Raw genomic sequence first — 24203 nt, 5'->3', positions numbered from 1 at the left:
GGCTGTTGACAGCTTGATCCGGTATCGTGCGCGCGGCTGAAGCCCCACGTTGCCCGTGTATTTCGAGGCCGCGCGGCCCAATACACGGCAACCCGCATGCGTCGAAGCCCAACCTCCGTTGCGCTTCGCCTCTTACAACTCGCAGTACTCCTGTCCGCTGTCGGCATGCTGGCGGCGCAGCCGGTTGCGGAGGCGAACCTGAGTCTCAAGCGCGCGCTTGAGCTTATGCGCGCGCGCGACCCGAATTTGCAGCTTGCGCAAACCGCAGTCGACCAGGCCCTGGCCGACAAGATCACCGCGGGCGAACGGCCCAATGCGACGCTCGCTTATTCGACGAGCAAGATCAATCCGGCCGGGCACAACGGTCCCGGCAACTACTGGAACAAGAGCTTCGACACGGTCGTCAGCCTGTCCCAGCCGATCGAACGCGGCGGCAAACGCAAACATCGCCTCGCCCAGGCCGAGGCGAACGCCGACGCCGCCCACGCCGACTACGCCGACAGCGTGCGCGGCGAACGCGTTGCCGTTACCGCAGCGTACTGGGAGCTCAAGCGCGCCGAGGAAAAGTATAAAAATGCGCAGACCCTGGCCGAGATCGAACATCGTTCGATCGCCGCGTCGGAGCAGCGCTTGCGCGTCGGCGACCTGCCGCGCCTCGACGTCGAACGCATGCGTATCGACGCGGCGGCCGCGGACAACGCGGTCGACTCGGCGCTCGGTGCGCTGCGCGACGCCCAGGTTGCGCTGGCAGCGTTGATCGACGTCACCGCGCAATCGCAGGAACTCTCGGTGGCGGACGACTGGCCGCATGTGGCCGGCGTGCTCGACGCTCCGGCCGGCGCCGGCACTTCGCGCGAGACCGCCGAAGCCGTGCTCGCGCGTCGCCCCGACATGGTCGCAGCGATGAAGCGCGTCAACGCCGCCGAGGCGGCGCTGCAACTCGCCCACGCCCAGACGTCGCGTGACATCACGATCAGCGGCCAGTACGAACACAATCCGATGCCGACGCCCGCGCCTACCGTCGGCCACACCCTGCTCGGCGTGGGCGTGTCGGTGCCGATCTTCACCGGCAATCAATACAAGGGCGAAATCGCGCGCGCGTACGCCGACATCGACGCGGCCAAAGCGAATCTCGCCAAGGTGCGCGTCGCCGCGCTCGCCGACGTGCACCGCGCGCGCGCCGATCTCGCTGCCGCCGCGCAGCGTGCGCATCGCTATGACAGCGATCTGACCCGGCGCGCGCTCGACACCGAAAAAACGGTGGAGACGGCCTACGCACGCGGCGGCCTCGCGCTCGCCGACCTGCTCGACGCGCGCCGTTCGCTCAAGGCGACCCAGGACGACGCCACCGATGCGCACGCGGATTTCGCCGAAGCCCTCGCCGCGCTCGCCGCCGCCGCGCCGGAAGACAATGCAGGAATGACACCGTGAAGAACTCCCCATCGAGATTTCCGTTCGAGGTCGTCGCCGCGACCGCGGCCGCGCTGGTGATCCTGATCGGGGCGATCTGGCTGTTCCGCGGCAAGTCGGACACCAAGGTCGATGCGCCGAAATCGTCGGCGGCGAACGACACGCTGCACTATGCGGCCGGCGCCGAGCAGCTCAACTATCTCGACATCGCGCCGGTCGAGGCGCTCGCCGCACCGACCGTGCAGGCGTTGCCCGGCAAGCTCGCCTTCGACGAAGATGTGACCGTGCGCGTGTTCTCGCCGGTGACCGGCCGTGTCGTCGAACTCGTCGCGCGGCCCGGCGCGAGCGTCAAGGCGAAGGACGTGCTCGCGTGGCTGAACTCGCCCGACTTCGCCCAGGCGCGCGCCGACGCGCGCAAGGCGCAGGCCGATCTCGCGATGAAACAGAAGGCGCTTGCGCGGGCGCGCGAGCTGACCGAACTCGGCGTACTCGCGCGCAAGGACCTCGAAGGCGCGCAGGCCGACCTCGGCCAGGCCCAGGCCGAACTCGATCGTGCGCAGAGCGTGCTGCGCAATCTCGATCCCACGGGCGACGGCGCACGCTATGCGCTGCGCGCGCCGATCGCCGGCATCGTCGTCGACCGCACGATCAATCCGGGCCAGGAAGTGCGGCCGGACGCGGCGAATCCGCTGTTCATCGTCACCGATCCGAACAAGCTCTGGGTTGCCTTCGAGCTGTCCGAACAAGACATGGGCAAGGTGCACAACGGGCAGAACATCCGCATCGACGTCGACGCGATCGACGGCGAGCACTTCGCCGGCCACATCATCTATGTCGGCGCGGCACTCGATCCGGCGACACGGCGCATCGCCGTGCGCGCCGAAGTCGACGCGCCCGATCCGCGCCTGAAGCCGGAAATGTTCGCGCGTGTCAGTCCGCTCGAAGACGACGCGCATAAAGAAGTCGCCGTGCCGAACGCGGCGCTGATCAGCCTCGGGCTGCATCACTATGTCTTCGTCGAAGAAGCACCCGGCACGCTCAAGCGCCGCGAAGTGCAGCTCGGCGTGATCGGCGAGCGCGTCGCCTACGTGAAGTCGGGTTTGAAAGCCGGCGAGCGCGTCGTTACGCGCGGCGCCGTGTTGCTCAACGCCGAACTGGGGCAGGCGGAATGAGCGCGCTCGCTTCCCTTCTCCCATCGGGAGAAGGTGCCCGCAGGGCGGATGAGGGAAGCACCTCTGCGCACCGGCGACGTTGCGTTTACCCGCAACGCCATGTCCTCATCCGGCGCTGTCGCGCCACCTTCTCCCGATGGGAGAAGGGGGGCAAGGCATGCTGAAAGCCCTCGTCGACTTCGCGATCAAGCAGCGCGTCTTCGTCGTCGCGATCACCTTCATGGTCGCGATCGCCGGCATCTACGCGTTCAGCGAACTGCCGGTGCAGGCCTTTCCGGACGTCCAGGACGTGCAGGTGCAGATCATCACCCTCGTGCCGGGGCAGGCGCCCGAGGAGGTCGAGCGTGCGGTGACCCTGCCGATCGAGCGCACCGAGTACGGCGTGCCGAAGCTGACCCAGCTGCGTTCGATCTCGATGACCGGTCTGTCGGTGGTCACGATGACCTTCGCCGATGGCACCGACGATTATTTCGCGCGCGCGCAGGTCATGGAGAAGCTCGCGCAGATCACCCTGCCGACGGGCATCCAGCCGCAGCTCGCGCCGCTGTCGACCGCGGTCGGCGAAATCTACCGCTACATCGTCGAGGCGCCGGCCGACATGTCGCGCGACGAAGTGCGCGCGATCCAGGACTGGACAATCGAACCCGCGCTGCGCCAAGTGCCCGGCGTCGCCGACATCAACGGCTTCGGCGGCGCGATCCGTGAATACCAAGTGCACGTGCATCCGGATCTGCTGCGCAAGTACAACCTTTCGCTGGAACAGGTCAGCGCGGCACTGCAGGCGAATTCGGTCAATACCGGCGGCGGCCTGCTCAAGCGCGGCGACGAGGATCTGGTCGTGCGCGCGATCGGCTTGTTCAACACGATCGACGACGTCGGCCGCGTGCCGGTCGCGGTGTTCGGCGGCCAGCCCGTGCTCGTGCGCGACATCGGCGAGGCGGTGATCGGCACGCAGATGCGCTACGGCATCGTCGGCTACAACAAGCAGGACGACGTGGTCGAAGGCATCGTCGTGATGACCAAGGGTGAGGACCCGGCCAAGGTGATCGCGGCGTTGAAGACGCGCATCGCCGATGTGCAGAAGCAATTGCCGACCGGGGTCAGCATCCTGCCGATCTACGACCGCACCGCCTTGGTCAACCACACGGTCGACACGGTGACCGAGAATCTTTGCGTCGGCGCCGCGCTGGTCATCGCGGTGCTGCTGGTGTTTCTGCGCAACTGGCGCGCGGCGCTGATCGTCGCGAGCGTGATTCCGCTGGCCCTGCTCACCGCGTTTCTGCTGATGCGCGTGCGCGGCATCGATGCGAATTTGATTTCGCTCGGTTCGGTCGATTTCGGCATCATGATCGACAGCGCCGTCGTGCTGGTCGAGGCGCTCATGGTGCGCCTCGCGTTCGACGCGGTGCGCGGCGCCGGGACGGCGGAGTCGCGCCTCGGCGTGCTCGAACAGACGGCGACCCAGCTCGGTTCGCCGATCCTGTTCTCGAAGGCGATCATCATCCTCGCCTTCCTGCCGATCTTCACCTTTCAGCGCGTTGAAGGAAAAATCTTCGCGCCGATGGCGCTGACCCTGACTTTCGCTCTCGCCGGCGCGGTGATTTTCACTTTGACCCTGGTGCCGGCGCTGTTGTCATGGGCGACGCGCAAGCCGGGCCTCGAAGAAAAACACAGTCCGTGGATGGAGCGCCTGCGCCTGCGCTACCGCACCGATCTCGGCCGCTGGGCGAAGCATCCCAAGCTCGTCATCGGTACGGCGATCGGCTTGCTCGTCGTCGCGCTCGCTCTGGCGCCGCTGCTCGGCAGCGAGTTCCTGCCCAAGCTCGACGAAGGCAATATCTGGCTCACGGTCGATCTGCCGCCGTCGACCGCGCTCGACAAGACCAAGGAAGTCGAGCGGCATGTGCGCAAGATTCTGCTCTCGTATCCCGAGGTAGCGCAGGTCATCACTCAGACCGGCCGCCCCGACGACGGCACCGATCCGAAGGGGCCGAACAATATCGAAATCATGGCCGACCTGAAACCGCGCGGCGAGTGGCGCTTTGCCGACAAGGAAGCGCTGATCCGCGACATGGAGAAGAAAATCCATGCGATGCCCGGCGTGCCGACGAATTTTTCGCAGTACATCGAGGACAACGTCGAAGAAGCCCTGTCCGGCGTGAAAGGCGAGATCGCGGTGAAAGTATCGGGACAAAGCCTCGACGTGCTGCAGGCGAAAGGCGAAGAGATCGCTGCCGTGCTGCGCCAGGTGCCCGGCTCGGCCGACGTCGAAGAAATCCAGATCGGCGGCCAGACCGAGCTCGACGTCGCGCTCGACCGCGGCGTGCTCTCGCGCTACGGCATCAACGTCAACGACGCGGCGACGACGGTCGCGACCGCGCTCGGCAGTGCCGTCGCCGGGAATTTCTACGAGGGCAATCGCATCTTCAACGTGACCCTGCGCCTGGACGCGCCGTTCCGCAACTCGGTCGAGAAAGTCTCGCAGTTGCCGGTGACGCTCCCCGGCGGTGCCGGCACCGTGCCGCTCGGCCAGCTCGCGCGCATCGAGGAGCGCCAGGGCGCGGCGAAGGTGCTGCGCGAGTCGGGCAGCCGTATCGTCGCGATCAAGGTCAACGTGCTTGGGCGCGACCAGGGCAGCTTCGTCACCGAAGCGATGCGGCGTGTCGCCGACGAAGTGAAACTGCCGAGCGGCTATCGCATCGCCTGGGGCGGCCAGTTCGAGAACCAGAAGCGCGCGACCGCGCGGCTCATGATCATCGTGCCGCTGTCCCTGGTCGGCATCTTCATTCTGTTGTTCTGGGCGTTCCGTTCGATCCGCAAGGCACTGCTGATTCTCGCGACCGTGCCGTTCACCCTGATCGGCGGTCTCGCCGGGCTGGCGCTGGCCGGACTGCATCTGTCGATCTCTGCGGCCGTCGGTTTCATCGCCGTGGCCGGCATTTCGGTGCAGAACGGCGTGATCATGGTCGAGCAGATCATCGCCTTGCGCGCCGAGGGCCGCGCGATGGAAGACGCCGTGCTCGAAGGTGCGGCGAGCCGCTTGCGGCCGATCCTGATGACCGCACTGATGGCCGGTCTCGGCCTGCTGCCGGCCGCGCTCTCGCACGGCATCGGCTCGGAAACGCAGCGCCCGTTCGCCGTCGTCATCGTCGGCGGCATCGTTTCGGCGACGGTGATCGCGTTGAATCTGTTGCCGCTGCTGTACGAGGCCGTGGTCGGCGACGAAGTCTGAGCACAGCGGCGCATCCGTTCCACAAAACCGCGCTGGATTGCAAGTCCCGGCGCTCTCTTACAATGCGCATCCCATCACCGAACAGACGAGCCTCGCTCCGCGCGCATGTCGAATATCGAACACAAGATCGCCCAGGAAATTGCCGCCAAGCCCGACCAAGTCGCCGCGGCCGTACAACTGCTCGATGAAGGCGCGACCGTGCCGTTCATCGCGCGCTATCGCAAGGAAGTGACCGGCGGTCTCGACGACACCCAACTGCGCATGCTCGAAGAGCGTCTGCGCTATCTGCGCGAACTCGAAGAGCGCCGCGGCGCAGTGCTCGCGAGCATCGCCGAGCAGAACAAGCTGACCGACGAATTGAAAGCGCAGATTCTCGAAGCCGACACCAAGGCGCGTCTTGAAGACCTGTATCTGCCGTACAAGCCGAAGCGCCGCACCAAGGCGCAGATCGCGCGCGACGCTGGCCTGCAGGCGCTGGCCGACGCGCTGCGCGGCAATCCAACGGAGGCGCCCGACGTGCTTGCCGCGGCGTATGTCGATGCGGAAAAGAACGTCGCCGACGTGAAGGCCGCGCTCGACGGCGCGCGCGCGATCGTGCTCGAAGAGATGAGCGAAGACGCCACGCTGATCGGCGAACTGCGCGAGTGGTTGTGGGGCCGCGGGCAGATCCGCGCCAAGGTCGTCGCCGGTAAGGAAGTCGAAGGCGTGAAGTACCGCGATTACTTCGATCATGCCGAGGGGCTCAAGGCGATTCCGTCGCATCGCCTGCTCGCGCTGTTCCGCGCGCGCAACGAAGGTTTCCTCGATTTAGACCTAGAACCCGGCACCGACGCCGAGCAGGGCCATGCCGAAGGCGAAGGCCGCATCGCTGTGCATTTCGACATCTCCGAGCGCGGCCGCCCCGCCGATGCCTGGCTGCGCGAGACCTGCCGCCAGCTCTGGCGCATCAAGCTGATGCTGCAGCTCACTCTCGACCTTTTCGGCCGTGCGCGCGAAGCGGCGGAGGATGAAGCGATCCGTGTGTTCGGCAGCAATCTCAAGGACCTGATGATGGCTGCGCCGGCCGGGCACAAGGTCGTGATGGGCCTCGATCCGGGCATCCGCACGGGCGTCAAGGTCGCCATCGTCGAGACCACGGGCAAGGTGCTCGGCACCGGCACGATCTTTCCGCACGAACCGCGCAATGAATGGGACAAGTCGATCGCCTATCTCGCCGCCGCGTGCAAGCAGTTCAACGTCGATTTGATTTCGATCGGCAACGGCACCGCCTCGCGCGAGACCGACAAGCTCGCCGGCGAATTGATGAAGAAGCATGCCGATCTGAAGCTCGCCAAGATCGTCGTGTCCGAGGCCGGCGCCTCGGTCTACTCGGCTTCGGAGACCGCGGCCAAGGAATTCCCCGAGATGGACGTGAGCCTGCGCGGCGCGGTGTCGATCGCGCGGCGTTTGCAGGACCCGCTCGCCGAACTGGTCAAGATCGAGCCGAAGGCGATCGGCGTCGGCCAGTATCAGCATGACGTCAACCAGGTGAAGCTGGCGCGCTCGCTCGACGCCGTCGTCGAGGACTGCGTCAACAGCGTCGGCGTCGACGTGAACACGGCCTCCGCCTCGCTGCTCTCTCGCGTCGCCGGCCTTTCGCCGAGCGTCGCCGAAAACGTGGTCAAGTATCGCGACGAGCACGGCGCGTTCCGCTCGCGCGCGGCGATTAAGAAAGTGCCGCGGCTCGGCGACAAGGCTTTCGAGCAGTGCGCCGGCTTCCTGCGCGTGACCAACGGTGACAATCCGCTCGATGCGTCGAGCGTGCATCCGGAAGCCTATCCGGTCGTCGAACGCATCCTCGGCGAGTCGACGCGCGAGATGAAGCAGGTGATCGGCGACATCGCCTTCCTGCGCGCGCTCAAGGCGGAAAAGTATACCGACGAGAAATTCGGCTTGCCGACCGTGCGCGACATCTTGAAGGAACTGGAAAAGCCCGGCCGCGATCCGCGTCCGGCGTTCCATATGCCCGAGTTCGCCGACGGCATCGAGGACATGAGGGATCTGAAGCCCGGCATGGTCCTCGAAGGCCGCGTATCCAACGTCGCCGCGTTCGGCGCTTTCGTCGATATCGGCGTGCACCAGGACGGTCTCGTCCACATCTCGGCGCTGTCGACCAAGTTCGTCAAAGATCCGCGCGAAGCGGTGAAGGCTGGCGACATCGTCAAGGTCAAGGTGCTCGAGGTCGATCTGCCGCGCAAGCGCATTGCGTTGACGATGCGGCTCGACGATCCGATCGGCGAAGCGCGCACGTCGATGCGCGACGGTGCCGCTTCGCGTGATCCACGCGGAGCCAAGCCAATGCCGGGCAATCGCGGCGGCTTGGCCAAGCCCGCTGCCGCAGCACCGGCGAATAATGCGTTCGCCGACGCTTTTGCGAAAGCGCGTCGAAGTTAAAGAGTCCGGGCCGGACCTGCAAACCGAATCCAAGACCGCGCGGGAGGCAATCCGCGCGGTGAATCGCATCGATTGTTACCCGACTGGCATGCAGATTGCTGTGTGTTTTGGTGCGGGTGTGGGCGATTTTCGCAACGGCATAGAAGCACGATCGGGGCGCGGGTTGAACTGCTTGCGTTGCGTCGGTGCGCCCGCTCTTCCGCGATGAAGAACTTTGTCGCTCAACTGAGGAATTTTCGATATGAAAACGGTCTTTCGCAAAACTTCGCTGCTATTCGGTCTGCTCTTTTCCGCCTCGATTTTCGCCGCACCTCATTTCACCGATATCGTCGTCTCGGACAGCAAAGACGGCGACGCCGTCGAAACCTTTGCTCCGAGCACGACGAAAATCTTCGTGCACGCCGGCATGGCGGAGATCGAGAAAGGCGCGAAAATGACCGGCGCGTGGATCGCGGTCGACACGCACGGAGCAGCCCCGCCGAACTACAAGATCGACAGCGCCGACCTCACGGCCGACGGCGTCGTCAACACGGCGACTTTCAGCCTGTCCAAGCCGAACAACGGCTGGCCGGTCGGCAAATATCGCGTCGAACTCTCCGTTGATGGAAAGGTCGTGGGCAAGGCGTCTTTCGCGATCGAAGCCGACCAGTAGGCTTCGATATCCGTCGTCGCCACGACGCTGTGCGACGACATATTAGAGGTGGCTTCCGGCCGTTGTCTCTGGCAGTGGTCGATGGGCAATAAGCAATGAAAAAGGGCGCCACGAAAGGCGCCCTTTTTTATCATCCGATGGGATGCAAGTGCATCCGTTACGGAATCAGTGCTTCTTCTTCCCTGGGGCCGGCTTGGCCTTTTCGTCGGTCTGCGCACCGGTCTGCGGCTTCGGCGCATGGCCCTGGGCGACGTCGAGCGCAGCGGCGGCATGCGCCTGCATCGCCTTCGCATCGGCGTCGGAGACGTCGGAGGTCTGGCCGTTGGCGTCCTTCTCGTGAATCACGAGGCTGCCGTCGTCGCCCCAGCCTACCTTGGTCGTCGCCAGCACCGTTCTGGAACCGACCGGCGAGGTCTCGCGCACGATCACCCACGGCTTGTCGTCCTTGTAGGCGATCTTGTAAGTCGTGCGGCCGCTGTCGTCGTAGGCATCGGTGACTTCGCGTACGAACTTGACCTTGCCGTTCGAGGTGAACGCGTCCCAGGCCGTACCGAAGTTGTCGTTCGAGTACTTGCCGCTGATCTGCTTGAGATTGCCGGTCTGCGCCGCGGCCTTCTTGTATTCTTCGAACAGCTTCTCGGCCGGGGTCGGCTCGGGCGCGAGGATCACTTCGGCCGTGGCCGGGTTCTTGTTGGTCAGCACCGGATGCTGCAGCACCTGCAGGAAGCGGCGGTCGCCGTCGGTCAGGATCGCTTCGACCGCGTAGGTGCGCTTCGGGTCGACCTTGTTCGTGTCGATCGGCAGGTTGAACGACAGCGGCAGCTGCTTCGCGTTCGGAATCGTCGATTGGGCGAGGACGATTTCGGGCTGGGCGACGTCTACCACTTTGATGTCGACCTTGGCCGCATCGCTGAGCTCGCGCGGTTCGCGCAGGGTGATCGTGCCGGTCACCGCGTTCGCGATCGGCGCGACGGCGGGGGCGGACGGGGGCGGTGGTGCGGACGAGCCGCATGCGGCGAGCAGCGCCGCGGAAAGTACGGTGGTCGCGAGAAGAATTCGCATGGCTAGGCTCCTTGGGAAGTCTGAAAATGAAACGTGCATCACCCTATTCGTGCAGCAACCGCCAGCGCTTGCGAAAAATTCCGCGATGGAGTTTTTCAGACCGTCCGTGGATCGTGCCGACATCCGCCCACAATGGATTCCAGTCGATTCTAGCCCCCCGAGTTCGCGCTGCCCAGAGCGCCCGCCGGTTCGAGCCGGAATGGCTCGACCCGTAAATGTCGGGTAACCAAAATTTACGACCATGAAGAATACTTCACAAAATTGACATCGAAGTTAGCGGATTGTTATGGTCGGTGTACGAGTGCTGGTGCGCCTCGTGCGTGAGCACAAGCGCGAAGAAAGTCGCAGATTTATCGGGGCCTAGTCCCCTCGCTCATCGCAGCGGTCCGCGAATCAACCACATCTCAACTCAATGGCCGGGCCGGCAAGATAAAGGCCTGGGTGGGCATTTTTTGGTCGGGGAAAAACCAATGAAGCAACGCTTACTCGTCTCTTCCATCATCATGGGCTTGTGCGCGACCCTGTCGGTCGGCACCGCCATCGCGCAGCAGAGCAGCGGCGACGCCTCGCAGGACGGCAAGAAAAAAGAAGCCACCGAGCTGCAGGGCGTCGTCGTCACGGGCTCGCTGATTCCGCGCGCACAGATCGAAACGGCTTCGCCGACGGTGACGATCACCGCCGACACCATGAAGCGCGAAGGTTTCAAGAACGTCTACGACGCGCTGCGCTCGCTGCCGGTGGCCACCGGCTCGATCGCCGACAGCCAGTTCACCTCCGGTTTCACCCCCGGAGCCGGCACGGTCAGCCTGCTCGGTCTCGATCCGAGCTTCACCCTGGTCCTGATGAACGGCCGGCCGATGGCCGATTTCCCGTTCCTTTACAACAACCAGTCGAACTTCGTCGACTTGGCCTCGGTGCCGGCGATGATCGTCGACCACATCGACATTCTGCCGGGCAACCAGTCCGCGATTTACGGTTCGGCGGCGATCGCCGGCGTCATCAACATCGTGACCAAGCAGAAGATGGACGGTGTCACGCTCGACTACCGCGTCGGCGGCTATAGCGACGGCGGCGGTTCGAGCCAGCGCGTGCAGATCGGCGGTGGCTCCAGCTTCGGCAAGCTCGACGTGCTCTGGGCGCTGCAGGCGGAGAACCAGGAACCGATCTTCTATCGCCAGCGTTCGTACACGGACAGCAATGCGGACAATCCGACCTTGAACGGCGCGACACCGATTGCTTCGCGTGACCGCGTCCTGATCGATGCGTCCAATAAGTACGTCGATCCGGGTTCGGCGGCCTGCGGCAAAATCGCTGGGCTGTTCCATGGCACGATGAAGTACTCGTCGCGAGCCAACTTCGGCAACTACTGCGGCAGCATCTACGATTCGTCCGATGGCACGATGATGAACGGGCAGAAGATGCTTTCGGGCTACTTGAGCCTGAAGTATCAGCTCAACGACACGACCCAGATCTACGGCGACGGCACCTTCAACACGATGAAGGTGACCTATCTGTCGGGCGGCGGCTACAACGAGTTCTTCGGCTCAGGCTCGGCCGTGGGCCCGTTCTACGACCGCGACAGCGGCAAGGTGCTGACCAACGCGCAGTACGTGATCGCTCCTGAAGAAGTGCGCGGCGCCAACGACGCCAAGCTGATCGAGCACAACTACATCGTCAACTTCGGCGTGCGCGGCACGCTCGGCGATTCCAACTGGAACTACGACGCTTACTTCCATCGCTCGCAGAGCAAGGTCGACTCCAAACAGCGCCGTATGCTGACGGACAACGCGATCGACTGGTTCCTCGGTCCGCAGGACGGTACCTTCAACTACAAAGGCCGTGACCTGCCGGCATTCCACATCAATCAGACCGGCCATTTCTGGAATGCGATGACGCCCGCGGACTACATGGGCATCTCGGACGATGTGCGCAGCAACTCGAAGACCTACACGCAGAACCTCAACCTGACGGTCACGAATACCGATCTGTTCGCCCTGCCTGCCGGTTCGGTCGGTTTCGCCGGCGTGCTTGAGGGCGGCAATCAGTTGTGGGACAACCCGGTCGATCCGCGCGTGACCAACGGCGATTTCTACAACATCGGCGGCAACAGCGGGCACGGCAAGCGCGATCGCCAGGCCGTGGCGCTGGAGCTCACCGTGCCGATCACGAGCATGCTGACGGCCGACCTGGCCACGCGCTGGGACCGCTACAAAGCGGCCGGCTCCAGCCAGGGCAAGGTGACCTACAAGCTGGGTCTGGAATTCCGTCCGTTCGAGACTCTGTTGATCCGCGGCAACTACGGCACCGCGTTCCGCGCGCCGGACATGGGCTACATCTTCTCGAACGGCAGCACGAGCTTCTCCTCGGCCGCGGTCGACTACTACAACTGCCGTGTGCAGCAGGGTGATCACTACAACGAGGACACCTGTCCGCAGCAGCAGCTCAAGATCAACTCGACCGGCAGCAAGAACCTCAAGTACATCACGGCCAAGTCATTCGGCTACGGCTTCGTCTGGTCGCCGACGCCGGATTTGAACGTCAAGGCGGACTACTACCACGTCAAGATTTCCAACGAGGTGGCGAGCTACAGCTACGCGCGAATTCTGCAGAACGAAGCGGACTGCCGCTTGGGCAAGACGGTCAGCGGCGTCGCCGTCGACATCAATTCGCCGACGTGCCAGGCGTTCCTCGGCCAGGTCAACAGAAATCCGGCGGACGACCCGTTCGCGCCGGGTGCGTTGAACAGTGTCCAGACTTACCCGATCAACGTCGCCAGCGAAATGGTGTCGGGCGTCCTGTTGAATGCCACGTACCGCTTCGACGTCGGCCGCTTCGGCAACGTCATCCTCGGCGCCGACTACAACACGACACTCAAGCACACGCAGCGCACGTTCCCGGGCGACCCGGAAACGGACTACCTGCGCCTCAATCTGTGGGGCCTCTACGGGACGCAGTTCAAGCAGATTTTCACGGCGAACGCGACCTGGAACATCGATTCCTGGAGTGCGACGGTACGTGGGCAGCGCTATGGCAAGACCTGGAGCGCGGACGGCTCGCACACGGTCGGCCCGTGGATCCTGTACAACGCTTCGGTGCAGTACAACTTCACCGACGACGCGTCGATGACCTTGATCAGCAACAACATCTTCAATTCGCGGCCGCCGTTCGACCGCTCGAACTCGCGCTTCCCGTACTACGATGTGTTCTTCTACAACGGGCTCGGCCGTTCGGTGATGCTGGAAATGAACGTCCACTTCGGCGGCGCCAAGAAGTAAGTCGGACAAACTTCGCTGAAAAAGCCAAGGGCTGGTCTTCGGACCAGCCCTTTTTTATTGCCCGCCACAACACTTGATTACATATTGCAAGTGCGAAAAGGGCGGTCCGACGGGGTGCAAAACGAAGATTTCGCCATGCATTCAGCAAATTGACAGGTACGTTAATCTTTTGTTATGGTCGCTTTACAGATGTGGAGCTGCCTCATGCCAGGCATGGGGTACGGATCAGCTGAGGGGCGATCCGGGGAGAGCGTTGCACTCTGAAGTTGCAGAGCGGCCTGTCTCGCGAAATTCCACATCCATGCAGTCGATCGGGCGGGTCCGATAACAGCCCGGTTTCCGTATCACTTCAGGTTGGGGAAAAACATGAAGCAACGTCTACTTGTCTCGTCCATTGTCATGGGCCTGTATGCAACCCTGTCGATCGGTAGCGCCTGGGCGCAAAGCACCGGTGACCAGTCGCAGGAGAAGAAGAAAGATACGACCGAGCTGCAAGGCGTCACGGTCACCGGCTCGCTGATTCCGCGCGCGCAGATCGAAACGGCGTCGCCGACGATCACGATCACGAGCGAAGAAATGAAGCGCGAAGGATTCAAGAACGTCTACGACGCTCTGCGCGCCATGCCTCTTGCAAACGGCAATGTCCAGGACAGCCAGAACACCCAGGGTTTTACCCCTGGAGCGAGCACGATCAGCTTGCTCGGTCTCGATCCGAGCTTCACGCTCGTGCTGATGAACGGCCGCCCGATGGCCGATTTCCCCTTCTTGTACAACAGCACGAGCAACTTCGTCGATCTGACGACGGTCCCGATGATGATCGTCGACCACATCGACATTCTGCCGGGCAACCAGTCCGCGATCTACGGCTCGGCGGCCATTGCCGGCGTCGTCAACATCGTGCTCAAGCAAAAGATGGAGGGTGTCACCCTCAATTTTCGTACGGGAGGCTTTACCGACGGCGGCGGCGCTTCGCAGCGCCTGCAAATCGGTGGAGGCAACAGTTGGGGCAAGCTAGATGCTCTGTGGGCGCTCGAATTCACCAAGCAGAATCCGATCTATTACCGCCAACGCGGCTACACCGACAGCGCAGCCGACAACCCGACGCTCAACGGCGCTGCGCCGATTGCGAGCCGCGATCGCGTGGCGCGCGATGCGCTGACCAACAAGTACGTGGATCCGGGATCGTCGACGTGCTCCGCCATCTCCTACCTGTTTCACGGCACGCTCTCGTACAGCAATCGGCCGAATTTCGGCACCTACTGCGGCACGATTTACGATCTTTCGGATGGAACCATCCTTCCCGATCAAAAGATCGTCAACGGGTATCTGAGCCTCAAGTACCAAATTAATGACAACGCGCAGGTATATGCCGACGGTCTGCTGAACTACACGAAGATCAGCTATCACACCGGCGGCAGCTACTCGGAATTCTGGAATTCTTCGGGAGCGCTTTACGATCGAGATTCCGGGCACCTGCTGAATCTCCTTCAGTACATTCTCGCTCCGGAAGAAGTGAAAGGCGCCAACGACGGCAAATACTTCGAACATAGCTACATCGTGAACTTCGGCGTGCGCGGCAATCTGGGTGATTCCGGTTGGAACTACGATGCCTATTACCATCGTTCGCAGGACGACACGAACTCGAAGCGCCGCCGCTTCCTGACCGGCCCGGTGAACGCCTGGTTCCTCGGGGCTCAGGACGGCGTCTACAACTACAAAGGAAACAACTACCCCGCCTACCACATTTCGCAGACAGGGCATTTTTGGGGGGCGATGACGCCGGACCAGTACAACGCCCTCTCCGGCGTGGTGCAAAGCGACTCGGAAACGTATACGCAGAACGTAAACCTGACGGTCACCAACACCGATTTGTTTCAGTTGCCGGCCGGTTCCGTGGGTTTTGCGGGTGTGGTCGAGGCGGGTGATCAGCTTTGGGACAATCCGGTCGATCCGCGCGTCACCGCCGGGCAGTTCTACAACCTCGGCGGCACCAGCGGACACGGCACGCGCGATCGGCAGGCCGTGGCGGGCGAGTTCACCGTGCCGATCTTCAGCATGTTGACCGCCGACCTCGCCACGCGTTGGGATCGATACAGTGCTGCGGGTTCGAGCCAGAGCAAGGTCACCTACAAGCTCGGCCTTGAGTTCCGGCCGTTCGAAAGCCTGCTCATCCGTGGCAACTACGGTACCGCGTTCCGCGCGCCGGATATGGGATACATCTTTTCCAAGGGCAGTTCGTTCTTTACCAGCGTCACGGACTACTACAACTGCCGCGTTGCGCAAGGCGACCATTACACAAACTGCAATACGCCGTACAACTCGGTACAGATCAACGGTCGCTCCACCGGCAATAAAGACCTGCAGTACATCACGGCGAAATCGTTCGGATACGGCATCGTCTGGTCACCATCGTCGAACTTCACGGTGAAGACCGACTACTACCACATCAAAATCTCGAACGAAGTCTCCAACTACAGCATCGATACCATTCTGCAGAAAGAAGCGGATTGCCGCCTCGGGCATACGCGAGGCGGTACGCCGGTCGACGGCACCTCGCCAGCCTGTCAGCAGTACATTGCGCAGGTGACGAGAAACCCGCCCGATGCGCTCATCAGCCCGAATGCCTTGAACACCGTTTCCACCGTGCCGATCAATATCGCCAGCGAAATGGTGTCCGGCATCGTGCTGAACGCGTCGTACAAGTGGGAGGCGGGCCGTTTCGGCGACTTTACCTTCAGCGCCAACTACAACGATACGTTGAAGCACACCTATCGTCAGTTCCCCAACGATCCCGACACCGACCTGCTGCACATCACGGACTACTACAACCAGTTCAAGCAAATTTTTGCGGGATCCGTTGCTTGGGAAATCGGTCCGTGGAGTGCCGTCGTTCGCGGGACGCGCTACGGAAAGACCTGGCGCTACGACGGAAGCGGTACGGTTGCTCCCTGGATGGTCTACAACGCATCGGTGCAGTACAACTTCAGCGACGATGCCTCGATGACGCTCACCGGGAACAACATCTTCAATTCACGCCCGCCATACGATGCGACCTACTCCGCATTCCCGTTCTATAACATCTACAACTACAACGCGTTCGGCAGGCTGGTCATGCTCGAAATGAACGTCCACTTTGGTGGCGGAAAGAAGTAAATTCTGGATGTGACTTAATGAGAGAAGGGCCGGCACTATGTCGGCCCTTTTTTATTCTCATGAAGAATATTACGAGACAGAAGCTATCGATTTAATTATCGTTGCGCGCATTGTGCCAGCGTGGCCACTCACAACTTGACCGATAAAGATCAAAGAGAGCAAAGTTGGGCCGCTGCCGCTCTGGCGGCATCAATTCCAGCCAGGTTAGTTAATCAACAGGAAGCACAGCTATGAGAAATATGGTTTGCTTGAGGTTGATCTGCGCTTTGGTCTTCTTCGCCGGAATTTTTCCGAGCCCGGCTAACGCGACGTTCCCGGGGTCAGGAGGGTGCTACAGCTATTACTGGACTTTTACTTGGTCGTGCGGAGCGGTGTCACATGCAACGACCAATGATCCAGTCATGCCTGTCGTAAACAATCCTTGCGGAGGCGGTGACAATTGGACTGGCCAGGGCGGCCAAATGGTGTCCGCCACCTGGGAAAAGACTCTCAGCGCTGCCGCCTGCTGAGCATCCCGTCAGAGCGAAACGGTCAATTGGCACCCTTGGCGCGTGATGGCAAGCTCGTAGCGATGCGCTCACCGAGCGCATCGTAGTCGCCGTCATAGTGATGCCCACCGGGTAACGAAACATCCTGGACGTTCGGCTTGCCGGCAAGCTCGGCGCAGAAACTGTCGGTGCCTTCTTCTGCGCCGTGAACGCAGATCACCGGCACCTTCGTATTCGCAATTTCGGGCGCGATTGGGATGGCGCCCTCGTGGTGTGTGGAGCCGAACCAGTCGCCGACGTGGATCTCGAATACGGCCTCCGCATCGGGTGAAATCAGTACCTGCGCGGCGATGCGCGCACGCGCGGCGTCAGGCACGCGGTTGACGACGACCGGCGCGAGGCTTGCGCCGAACGAATAGCCGATCATGACGAAATCCGCCTGCGGATGTTCGTTGCCGTAGTGGCCGATGATGCGTGTGACTGCGTCCGCGGCTTCGGCAGGCGTGCGCGTCTGCCAGAAGAACTTCAGTGTATTCAGGCCGACGACGGCGATGCCGCGTTTGCTCAACTGGTCGGCGACGGCGATATCGAGTCCCGCCCAGCCGCCGTCGCCGGTCAAGATGATCGCAACGCGTTCTGCGAAAGCGCCTTGCGCGGGAACTTCGACCAGCGGCAAGTCGGCAATGTCGCTCGGTAGCGGCTTCGCAGCCGTGGACGGCGCAGTCAGCCAAGAGACTGCCCGATTCAATCGGGCACCGGCATCTTCGTCTTGATTCGAGCGCAGCCAGAGCGCGGCAGTCAGCGATTTCCAAGCGTTTTCGAGCAGCGTGAGCACGCCGTCCGCGCGCGCTCCGTCGGCAAACGGTAGCGGCAGCCAGCGATTCGGCAGCGTCCCCACCGGTGCGATGCGATAGAGACCCTTGCCATCCGGCGTAGACATCTCGCCCGCATCGCCTTTGCAAAACGGTTTCGGGAAGCGCTGGCCGAAGTCCCAGCCCAGGGTGACGAGTCCGCTGAACGTGCCTTTCGGCGCCTGCGCATCGACTGCGTAAGCGAAAGCGGCGCCCGCGCCGTCGCCAACCAGAAGCGGATAAGTAAAATTCTTTACTTTTTGATTTTTCTGCATCCAGTCGCTCATCTCCTGGATGTGTGCGGACGGGAAATGACAGGCATCGTTCTTGATCGACAGCATTTCCTTCAGATAGGCGGGATAGTCGATGCCGAAGACGAGAGCGCCGTCGTTCCCTAATGCGTTGGCCAGCGACTCGGCGCGCGCATTCCAGCCGTCCTTGTCGGATACGAGGATGACCGTGCGTTTTGGCTCGCCGGCCGGCGTCGCTACGTGGACATCGCCGAACAAACCGTAGTGGACCGGTGCGGTGGCGGAAAGTACAAGACTCGGGGCGAATAGCAATGCCGCGGCGATCAGCCGGCCGGCTGTCGGCTTTCGCTTGCTGGAGCGGCTCATTCGACTAACCATGTCGCCTTACGCTCGCGCCTCGGCCATCAGCGCCTCGATTTCATCGGGATCGTTCGGCACACTCGACGTGAGGATTTCCGGCTCGCCGCGCGTCACCACGACGTCGTCCTCGATGCGAATGCCGATACCGCGCCATTTTGCATCCACGCCCTTTGCGTCGGGCGCGATGTAGATGCCCGGCTCGACCGTGACGACCATGCCCGGTTCGAGTTCGCGATACTCGCCGTCGATACGGTAGTCGCCGACGTCGTGCACGTCGAGGCCGAGCCAATGCCCGGTCTTGTGCATGTAGAAGCGCCGGTATGCGCCCTCTTCGATGTTCTTCTGCACGCTGCCCTTGAGCAGGCCGAGTTTGATCAATCCTGCCGTGATGACGCGCACCGCGGCATCGTGGTAGGCGATGAAGGGCCGCCCGGGCCGCACCTCGGCGATCGCCGCACGCTGGGCGGCCAGCACGATGTCGTAAAGCGCACGCTGCGCCGCACTGAACTTGCCGTTGATCGGGAACGTGCGCGTGATGTCCGAGGCGTAGCAGTCGACTTCCGCGCCGGCATCGATCAGCAGCAGGTCGCCGTCCTTGAGTGGCGCATTGTTCGCCCGATAGTGCAGCACGCAGCCGTTCGCGCCGCCGGCGACGATCGGCTCGTAGCTCGGCACGGCGCCCTGTTTGCGGAAGGCGTGCAGCAGTTCGGCTTCGATCTCGTGCTCGTTCATGCCGGCGCACACCGTGCGCATGGCGCGCGCATGTGCGTCGGCGGCGATCTTCGCCGCGCGTCGCATCACGCGCAGTTCGCTACGCGTCTTGTACAGGCGCAGATCGTGGAGAACATGACCGAGCGCGACGAACTCGTGCGGCGCGCGCACGCCGCGGCGGACCGCCTCGCGCGCGCGGTTGACCCAGCCGATCAGCTTGGTGTCGAACTCGACGTCGCGGCCGAAGTGGTAGTAGACGCGCGTGCGGCCTTCGATCATGCCGGGCAGGATGTCGTCGATGTCGCCGATCGGAAAAGCATCGTCCATGCCGTAGTCGGCGACCGCACCCTCGGCACCGGCGCGAGCGCCGTCCCAGGCTTCGCGCTCCGGATCGCGCTCGCGGCAGAACAGGATCTGCTCGCCGTGCTCGCGGCCCGGAATCAGGGCGAGCACGGCCTCGGGTTCGCCGAAGCCGGTGAGATAGTGGAAGTCGCTGTCCTGCCGGTAGGGATAATGCGAATCGTTGTTGCGTACGCGCTCGGGAGCGGCCGGTACGATGCAGATCGCCTCATCGCCGACGATGCGCATCAGCTGTTTGCGGCGGCGGGCGTACTCTTTCTGCTCGATCATGGACAAGGCGGAAGTCGGGAATCGGAAATGGGGAATCGGTCGAAAACACGCACTGACCAGACCGCATTCCTTGCCGTCGATGATTCACCATGTCCCATTCTCGGCTCTCGGCTTTCAGTGCAGGGTCGCGCCGGACTGCGGCGCCGCATGCAGCTCGGCATGCAGCAGCAGCGCGCCGACGCGGATGAATTCGATCATTTCGGCGAGCGCCGCTTCGTCGTCTTCATTGCCGGCGTGCTCGAAATGGGTTGCGGCGATCGTGTCGAAATCGGCGAGGATTTCGCGCGCGTCGCGCGACAGCGTGCCGTCGTGTCCGGCGCCAGCGAGGCCGAAGCCGCCGAGAAATCCGCGGCACCATTCGACCAGAGCTTCGGCGCGTGCGTCGATCGGTGTTTCGGGGCCCGGCAGCAGCGGCTCGAAGCCAAGCTCCGGATCGGCAAGCCAGGTCGCACAGTCGCGATAGAGCTGTTCGAGCAGGGGCGGGGGCAACGCTTTGGCCGCGTCTTCGTCCTGGCTCAGTTCGAGCGCGTCGAACCAATGCCGCGCGTCGGCGCTGCCGCCGCCGCAGAGATAGCCGGCCAATGAGCCGTGCAGGTCGGCCGCACCCACGCCGGCCTGCGCGCGGACAAGCGCATCGCCGAGTTCGCTATAGCTGATCGCCGTGGTCGACACCGTTTGCCCGAGTTGCCGGATAGCCTGCGCATTGTAGCAGTGCGTCGCCGTCGCCGGCCCATCGTAAGCGTCGGCTTTGAGCGCGTTGACCGTATCCGGTTGCTTGCATATAGTGCGGGCATGCCGGAGTCGCCCAACCTCGTCAACGAGTTCGCCGAAATAAGCGGGCGGCTGGATCGTTTGATCGAACTCGTGCATCGGCTGACCGAGGAAAACCGCAGCCTGCGCGTGAGCCAGGAACAGCTCAACGTCGAGCGAGCGAACCTCTTGGCGAAGAATGAACAGGCGCGTTCGCGCGTCGAGGCGATGATCGTGCGTCTGCGTTCGCTGGAGAGCAATGCATGAGCGAGGCGACGCCCGTGGCAGTCAGCATTCTCGACCGCGAATTTCTCATCGGCTGCACGCCGGAGGAACGGCCCGGCCTCATCGCCGCCGCGGCTTATCTCGACGGCAAGATGCGCGAGGTGCGTGGCAATACGCGCACGCAAGGGCTCGATCGCGTCGCCGTGATGGCCGCGCTCAACATCGCGCACGAGCTGATGCAGAGCAAGCAGCGCGCTGATATCGACGGCGGAAGTTTGGCGCAGCAATTGCAGACGCTGCGCGGCAAACTCGACAGCGTCCTTGCTGCGCACGTAAAATAGCCCGGCGTCCCCTGCGGTGTGCGACAGCGCATCCAAACATATCGCCTTGGTCCTATAAACGACCCCGGGAAGGCGGTGCGAAAGTCCGTGTGCATGTCCGCCGTGTGCGGAAAGCCTGACGACGAGCGAGCCCTCCCACCTGATCTTCGGATCAAGGTCGTTTGATGTGCATCGGCATCGCGGAGGACGTACTTTGTTTTTGCGCTCATCCGAAGCGCGCAAATCAAAAGGCAGCCGTTTCCGGCCGTACTTTTCGACACGAGCTTTTCCGCGCGCCTTGCGCGTGACGGGCCGCCTGCTTAACTTAGGGCTCATGCCTGCCTCGACGATGGATACTTCGAGTTTCGACGCGCACGCCGCCTTGCGTGCGCAGATGCGCGAGCGTCGCACCAAGCTGAGCGCGGCCGAGCGCATCGCCGCGGCCAACGGCGTGGCGGCCAGTCTCGAGCAGCTTCCTGAATTTCTCGTCGATCGGCGCGTCGCCGGCTATTGGGCCGTCGGCGGCGAGTTGCCGCTGCATGCCGCAGTGGCGCGGCTCAATGCGCGCGGGCAGCAGTACTGTCTGCCGATCGTCGGCAAGGACCGCGGCCTGCGTTTCGCGCCGCTGATCAAGAACGCCGAACTGCGGCCGAATCGCTATGGAATTCCCGAGCCCGAACACACCGAATCCGATCTGCTGACCGCGCAGGAAATCGATCTCGTGCTCGTACCGCTGACCGCGTTCGATCGTTCCGGCCGGCGCGTCGGTATGGGGGGCGGTTACTACGATCGCAGCTTCGCGTTTCTGCATGGCGCGCCGCGCCCGGCGCAACCGCTGCTGGTCGGAATCGGCTACTCTTTCCAGGAAGTCGATGCGCTCGCTGCGCGAGAGTGGGATGTTGCGCTCGACTTCATCGCGACCGACAAAGAACTGATCGACTGCACGCCGCCGGAGACGCGCCCATGAACTATTGGTTGATGAAGTCCGAGCCCGACGAATTCTCGATCGACGACTTGAAGGCGCGCAAGACCGAACCTTGGAGCGGAGTGCGCAACTACCAAGCGCGCAATCATCTGCGCGCGATGAAGAAAGGCGACCAGGTGTTGTTCTATCACTCGAGCTGCGAGGTGCCCGGCGTCGTCGGCATTGCGACGGTCGACACGGAAGCGCATCCCGATCCGACCCAATTCGATCCGAAGAGCGACTATTTCGATGCGAAGTCCTCCCGCGCCGAACCGCGCTGGTCGCTGGTCGACGTCAAATTCAAGCGCAAGCTCAAGCGTACGATCACGCTGACCGAGCTGAAAGACCGCACCGAGTTGAAGGATTTCGCCCTGGTCCAGCGCGGCAACCGCCTGTCGGTGCTGGCGGTGAGCGAAGCGCAGTGGGATTTCATTTTGTCTCTGGAATAACGATGAGTCCGCAGGAACAGCAGAAGCGCCTCGCTGCGCAGGCCGCCATCAAATTTGTCGACGACGGCAGTATCGTCGGCGTCGGCACGGGTTCGACGGTGATGCACTTCATCGACGAGCTCGGCAAGATCCGCGAGCGCATCAAGGCGGCGGTGTCGAGTTCCGAAAGATCGACCGAGGCGCTCAAGGCGCTCGGCATCGATGTGATCGATCTGAATGCCGCGGGCGAACTCGGCGTGTACATCGACGGCGCCGACGAGTGCGATCCGCAAAAAAATCTGATCAAGGGTGGCGGTGCGGCGCTGACGCGCGAGAAAATCGTCGCGGCCGCATCGAAGAAATTCGTCTGCATGATCGATGCGTCCAAGCGTGTCGACGTGCTCGGCAAGTTTCCGCTGCCGGTCGAGGTGATTCCGATGGCGCGCAGCTACGTCGCGCGCGAACTCGTCAAGCTCGGCGGCCAGCCGCTATGGCGCGACGGCGTGGTCACCGACAACGGCAATGTGATTCTCGACGTGCACAACCTGCGTATCGTCGATCCGCCTGCGCTCGAAGCCGAGATCAATCAGATCGTCGGGGTGGTCTGCGTCGGTCTGTTCGCACGGCGTCGTGCCGACGTCGTGCTGATCGGCGGCGATCGGATGCCATGAGGATATTCAGTCTTCTCCTCGCCGCGGTTGCGCCGATCGCACTGGCTGCAGCCGCACCGGCGGCGGCGCCGGCGGAGATTCCGGTCTACTCCTACGAAGTCGTCAACATCTATCCGCACGATCGCGGCGCCTTTACCGAGGGGCTGCTGTTTCGCGACGGCTATCTCTACGAGAGCACCGGCATGAACGGCGCTTCGTCGATCCGCAAGGTCGAGCTGAAGACCGGCCGCGTGTTGCAGCAGCGCGACCTGCCGAGCGCCGTATTCGGCGAGGGCATCGTTGATTGGAAGAACGAGCTCGTCGCCGTGACCTGGCGCACGCAGGAAGGCTACGTCTTCGATCTCGCCACGTTCGATTTCAAGAAGAAGTTCAACTACCCAGGCGAAGGCTGGGGCATGACGCGCAACGACAAGAACCTGTTGCTCAGCGACGGCAGTTCGACGATCCGCGTGCTCGATCCGCTAACCCTGAAACAGACCGGCGCGATCAACGTCACCGTACAGGGGCGGCCGGTCGATCAGCTCAACGAACTCGAATGGGTCAAGGGCCAGATCTACGCGAACGTGTGGCAGACCAACCGCATTGCGCGCATCGATCCGGCGACGGGCAAGGTCGCGGCGTGGATCGATCTTTCGGGGCTGCTCTCGCGCAGCGATCGCGACACAGCCGGCGTCGACGTGCTCAACGGCATCGCCTACGACGCCAAGACCGACCGTCTCTTCGTCACCGGCAAGTATTGGCCGAACCTGTTCGAGATCAAACTGGTCGCGCCCGCTGCGGCGAAATAGCCGCGACATCGTTTGCGGCTTCGCTGCGCTCACGCAACTCCCGTCCTGGAAGCTCGCTCCGCGACTCGTCTTCGAAGCGGTAGTAACCGTCTTCGCCGAGCGCATGCCAGCAATCCAGCCCCGCACGATACGGCACGAGCCGGCATGGCGGTCCGCCTGCGCGGTAAAGCATTTCGTCGGTCATCGGCACGAATTGGCGCATTGCAATCATCCTTCTGCAGCCTTATTTCCGATTGCAGTAGAACAAGGCCGGGTGGAGCGGGCGTGACAGCGTTCTGGCATTTCGCTGACGCGATGGCGTTGGCGATCGCCTCGGCGCAAGCGCCGGAATCGGCCTTCCGCGGCGGCGCTTTTCGACTGCGGAAACGGTTAGCACA

Annotated in this window: 18 protein-coding genes and 1 other RNA gene; 14 read left to right on the top strand and 5 right to left on the bottom strand. The window is 62.9% G+C overall.

Features of this window, described 5'->3' with window-relative positions:
- Positions 1–165 precede the first annotated feature (165 nt).
- From FFS30_RS17080 to FFS30_RS17060, 5 genes are all read left to right on the top strand, one after another.
- On the top strand, positions 166–1431 hold the full coding sequence (locus FFS30_RS17080) for a TolC family protein (RefSeq protein ID WP_171014689.1): 1266 nt from the start codon (positions 166–168) through the stop codon (positions 1429–1431).
- Positions 1428–2582 (top strand): efflux RND transporter periplasmic adaptor subunit, encoded by a 1155-nt coding sequence (locus FFS30_RS17075; RefSeq protein WP_137914378.1) that lies wholly within the window; start codon positions 1428–1430, stop codon positions 2580–2582. Before FFS30_RS17080 ends, FFS30_RS17075 begins: the two co-directional genes overlap by 4 nt.
- Positions 2583–2739: 157 nt before the next feature.
- Positions 2740–5814 (top strand): CusA/CzcA family heavy metal efflux RND transporter, encoded by a 3075-nt coding sequence (locus tag FFS30_RS17070; protein ID WP_137914377.1) that lies wholly within the window; start codon positions 2740–2742, stop codon positions 5812–5814.
- Between the two features lie 105 nt (positions 5815–5919).
- Positions 5920–8247 carry a Tex family protein gene (locus FFS30_RS17065; RefSeq protein ID WP_137914376.1) on the top strand — a complete coding sequence of 776 codons (2328 nt, stop codon included), beginning with the start codon at positions 5920–5922 and terminating at the stop codon, positions 8245–8247.
- Positions 8248–8488: 241 nt separating this feature from the next.
- Positions 8489–8899, top strand: coding sequence for a hypothetical protein (locus tag FFS30_RS17060; protein ID WP_137914375.1), 411 nt, complete (start codon positions 8489–8491; stop codon positions 8897–8899).
- 165 nt (positions 8900–9064) lie between these two features.
- Here FFS30_RS17060 and FFS30_RS17055 read toward each other — a convergent pair whose 3' ends face one another.
- Positions 9065–9961, bottom strand: a complete 897-nt coding sequence (locus tag FFS30_RS17055; RefSeq protein ID WP_171014688.1) for a YbaY family lipoprotein — start codon at positions 9959–9961, stop codon at positions 9065–9067.
- A 470-nt stretch (positions 9962–10431) separates the two neighbouring features.
- Here FFS30_RS17055 and FFS30_RS17050 point away from each other — a divergent pair, with 470 nt between their 5' ends.
- Together FFS30_RS17050 and FFS30_RS17045 are read left to right on the top strand one after the other, a co-directional pair.
- Positions 10432–13236 (top strand): TonB-dependent receptor, encoded by a 2805-nt coding sequence (locus FFS30_RS17050; protein WP_137914373.1) that lies wholly within the window; start codon positions 10432–10434, stop codon positions 13234–13236.
- Positions 13237–13602: 366 nt separating this feature from the next.
- Positions 13603–16389: a TonB-dependent receptor gene (locus FFS30_RS17045; RefSeq protein ID WP_137914372.1), complete on the top strand. Its 2787-nt coding sequence runs from the start codon at positions 13603–13605 to the stop codon at positions 16387–16389.
- Positions 16390–16920: 531 nt separating this feature from the next.
- Here FFS30_RS17045 and FFS30_RS17040 read toward each other — a convergent pair.
- The 3 genes from FFS30_RS17040 to FFS30_RS17030 all read right to left on the bottom strand — a co-directional run bounded on the left by FFS30_RS17040 (position 16921) and on the right by FFS30_RS17030 (position 20352).
- Positions 16921–18345: a virulence factor family protein gene (locus tag FFS30_RS17040; protein ID WP_171014687.1), complete on the bottom strand. Its 1425-nt coding sequence runs from the start codon at positions 18343–18345 to the stop codon at positions 16921–16923.
- Between the two features lie 18 nt (positions 18346–18363).
- Positions 18364–19680 carry a Xaa-Pro aminopeptidase gene (pepP, locus tag FFS30_RS17035; protein WP_137914370.1) on the bottom strand — a complete coding sequence of 439 codons (1317 nt, stop codon included), beginning with the start codon at positions 19678–19680 and terminating at the stop codon, positions 18364–18366.
- Positions 19681–19794: 114 nt separating this feature from the next.
- Positions 19795–20352, bottom strand: a complete 558-nt coding sequence (locus tag FFS30_RS17030) for a UPF0149 family protein (RefSeq protein ID WP_249352533.1) — start codon at positions 20350–20352, stop codon at positions 19795–19797.
- A 120-nt stretch (positions 20353–20472) separates the two neighbouring features.
- Between FFS30_RS17030 and FFS30_RS17025 the strand changes: the two genes are divergently transcribed.
- The 7 genes from FFS30_RS17025 (at position 20473) to FFS30_RS16995 (ending at position 23826) form a co-directional block, all read left to right on the top strand.
- Positions 20473–20697, top strand: a complete 225-nt coding sequence (locus FFS30_RS17025; protein ID WP_137914368.1) for a TIGR02449 family protein — start codon at positions 20473–20475, stop codon at positions 20695–20697.
- Positions 20694–20996, top strand: a complete 303-nt coding sequence (locus FFS30_RS17020) for a cell division protein ZapA (protein WP_137914367.1) — start codon at positions 20694–20696, stop codon at positions 20994–20996. The genes FFS30_RS17025 and FFS30_RS17020 overlap by 4 nt, the downstream gene beginning before the upstream one ends.
- 5 nt (positions 20997–21001) lie before the next feature.
- Positions 21002–21186, top strand: a non-coding RNA gene (gene ssrS / locus FFS30_RS17015) — 6S RNA.
- Positions 21187–21309: 123 nt separating this feature from the next.
- Positions 21310–21942, top strand: coding sequence for a 5-formyltetrahydrofolate cyclo-ligase (locus FFS30_RS17010; RefSeq protein ID WP_249352532.1), 633 nt, complete (start codon positions 21310–21312; stop codon positions 21940–21942).
- A complete protein-coding gene (locus tag FFS30_RS17005) occupies positions 21939–22388 on the top strand; it encodes an EVE domain-containing protein (RefSeq protein WP_137914366.1) in 450 nt (149 codons plus the stop codon). The genes FFS30_RS17010 and FFS30_RS17005 overlap by 4 nt, the downstream gene beginning before the upstream one ends.
- A 2-nt stretch (positions 22389–22390) precedes the next feature.
- Complete coding sequence (gene rpiA / locus FFS30_RS17000) at positions 22391–23038, top strand: ribose-5-phosphate isomerase RpiA (RefSeq protein ID WP_137914365.1); 648 nt, start codon at positions 22391–22393, stop codon at positions 23036–23038.
- Positions 23035–23826, top strand: coding sequence for a glutaminyl-peptide cyclotransferase (locus FFS30_RS16995; RefSeq protein ID WP_137914364.1), 792 nt, complete (start codon positions 23035–23037; stop codon positions 23824–23826). Before rpiA ends, FFS30_RS16995 begins: the two co-directional genes overlap by 4 nt.
- Here FFS30_RS16995 and FFS30_RS16990 read toward each other — a convergent pair.
- Positions 23795–24028 carry a hypothetical protein gene (locus FFS30_RS16990; protein WP_137914363.1) on the bottom strand — a complete coding sequence of 78 codons (234 nt, stop codon included), beginning with the start codon at positions 24026–24028 and terminating at the stop codon, positions 23795–23797. The genes FFS30_RS16995 and FFS30_RS16990 overlap by 32 nt on opposite strands.
- Between the last annotated feature and the right edge of the window lie 175 nt (positions 24029–24203).

This window comes from Rudaea sp. 3F27F6, from assembly GCF_005503555.1.
Lineage (GTDB): Bacteria > Pseudomonadota > Gammaproteobacteria > Xanthomonadales > Rhodanobacteraceae > Rudaea.
This window is presented reverse-complemented; position numbering and strand designations above follow the sequence as displayed.

Excerpts from the sequence above, each read along its gene's own strand:
- FFS30_RS17080 (WP_171014689.1), top strand. The coding sequence starts at position 166 with ATGCTGGCGGCGCAGCCGGTTGCGGAGGCGAACCTGAGTCTCAAGCGC.
- FFS30_RS17070 (WP_137914377.1), top strand. The coding sequence starts at position 2,740 with ATGCTGAAAGCCCTCGTCGACTTCGCGATCAAGCAGCGCGTCTTCGTC.
- FFS30_RS17065 (WP_137914376.1), top strand. The coding sequence starts at position 5,920 with ATGTCGAATATCGAACACAAGATCGCCCAGGAAATTGCCGCCAAGCCC.
- FFS30_RS17060 (WP_137914375.1), top strand. The coding sequence starts at position 8,489 with ATGAAAACGGTCTTTCGCAAAACTTCGCTGCTATTCGGTCTGCTCTTT.
- FFS30_RS17055 (WP_171014688.1), bottom strand. The coding sequence starts at position 9,961 with ATGCGAATTCTTCTCGCGACCACCGTACTTTCCGCGGCGCTGCTCGCC.
- FFS30_RS17050 (WP_137914373.1), top strand. The coding sequence starts at position 10,432 with ATGAAGCAACGCTTACTCGTCTCTTCCATCATCATGGGCTTGTGCGCG.
- FFS30_RS17045 (WP_137914372.1), top strand. The coding sequence starts at position 13,603 with ATGAAGCAACGTCTACTTGTCTCGTCCATTGTCATGGGCCTGTATGCA.
- FFS30_RS17040 (WP_171014687.1), bottom strand. The coding sequence starts at position 18,345 with ATGAGCCGCTCCAGCAAGCGAAAGCCGACAGCCGGCCGGCTGATCGCC.
- pepP (WP_137914370.1), bottom strand. The coding sequence starts at position 19,680 with ATGATCGAGCAGAAAGAGTACGCCCGCCGCCGCAAACAGCTGATGCGC.
- FFS30_RS17025 (WP_137914368.1), top strand. The coding sequence starts at position 20,473 with ATGCCGGAGTCGCCCAACCTCGTCAACGAGTTCGCCGAAATAAGCGGG.
- FFS30_RS17020 (WP_137914367.1), top strand. The coding sequence starts at position 20,694 with ATGAGCGAGGCGACGCCCGTGGCAGTCAGCATTCTCGACCGCGAATTT.
- FFS30_RS17010 (WP_249352532.1), top strand. The coding sequence starts at position 21,310 with ATGCCTGCCTCGACGATGGATACTTCGAGTTTCGACGCGCACGCCGCC.
- FFS30_RS17005 (WP_137914366.1), top strand. The coding sequence starts at position 21,939 with ATGAACTATTGGTTGATGAAGTCCGAGCCCGACGAATTCTCGATCGAC.
- rpiA (WP_137914365.1), top strand. The coding sequence starts at position 22,391 with ATGAGTCCGCAGGAACAGCAGAAGCGCCTCGCTGCGCAGGCCGCCATC.
- FFS30_RS16995 (WP_137914364.1), top strand. The coding sequence starts at position 23,035 with ATGAGGATATTCAGTCTTCTCCTCGCCGCGGTTGCGCCGATCGCACTG.
- FFS30_RS16990 (WP_137914363.1), bottom strand. The coding sequence starts at position 24,028 with ATGCGCCAATTCGTGCCGATGACCGACGAAATGCTTTACCGCGCAGGC.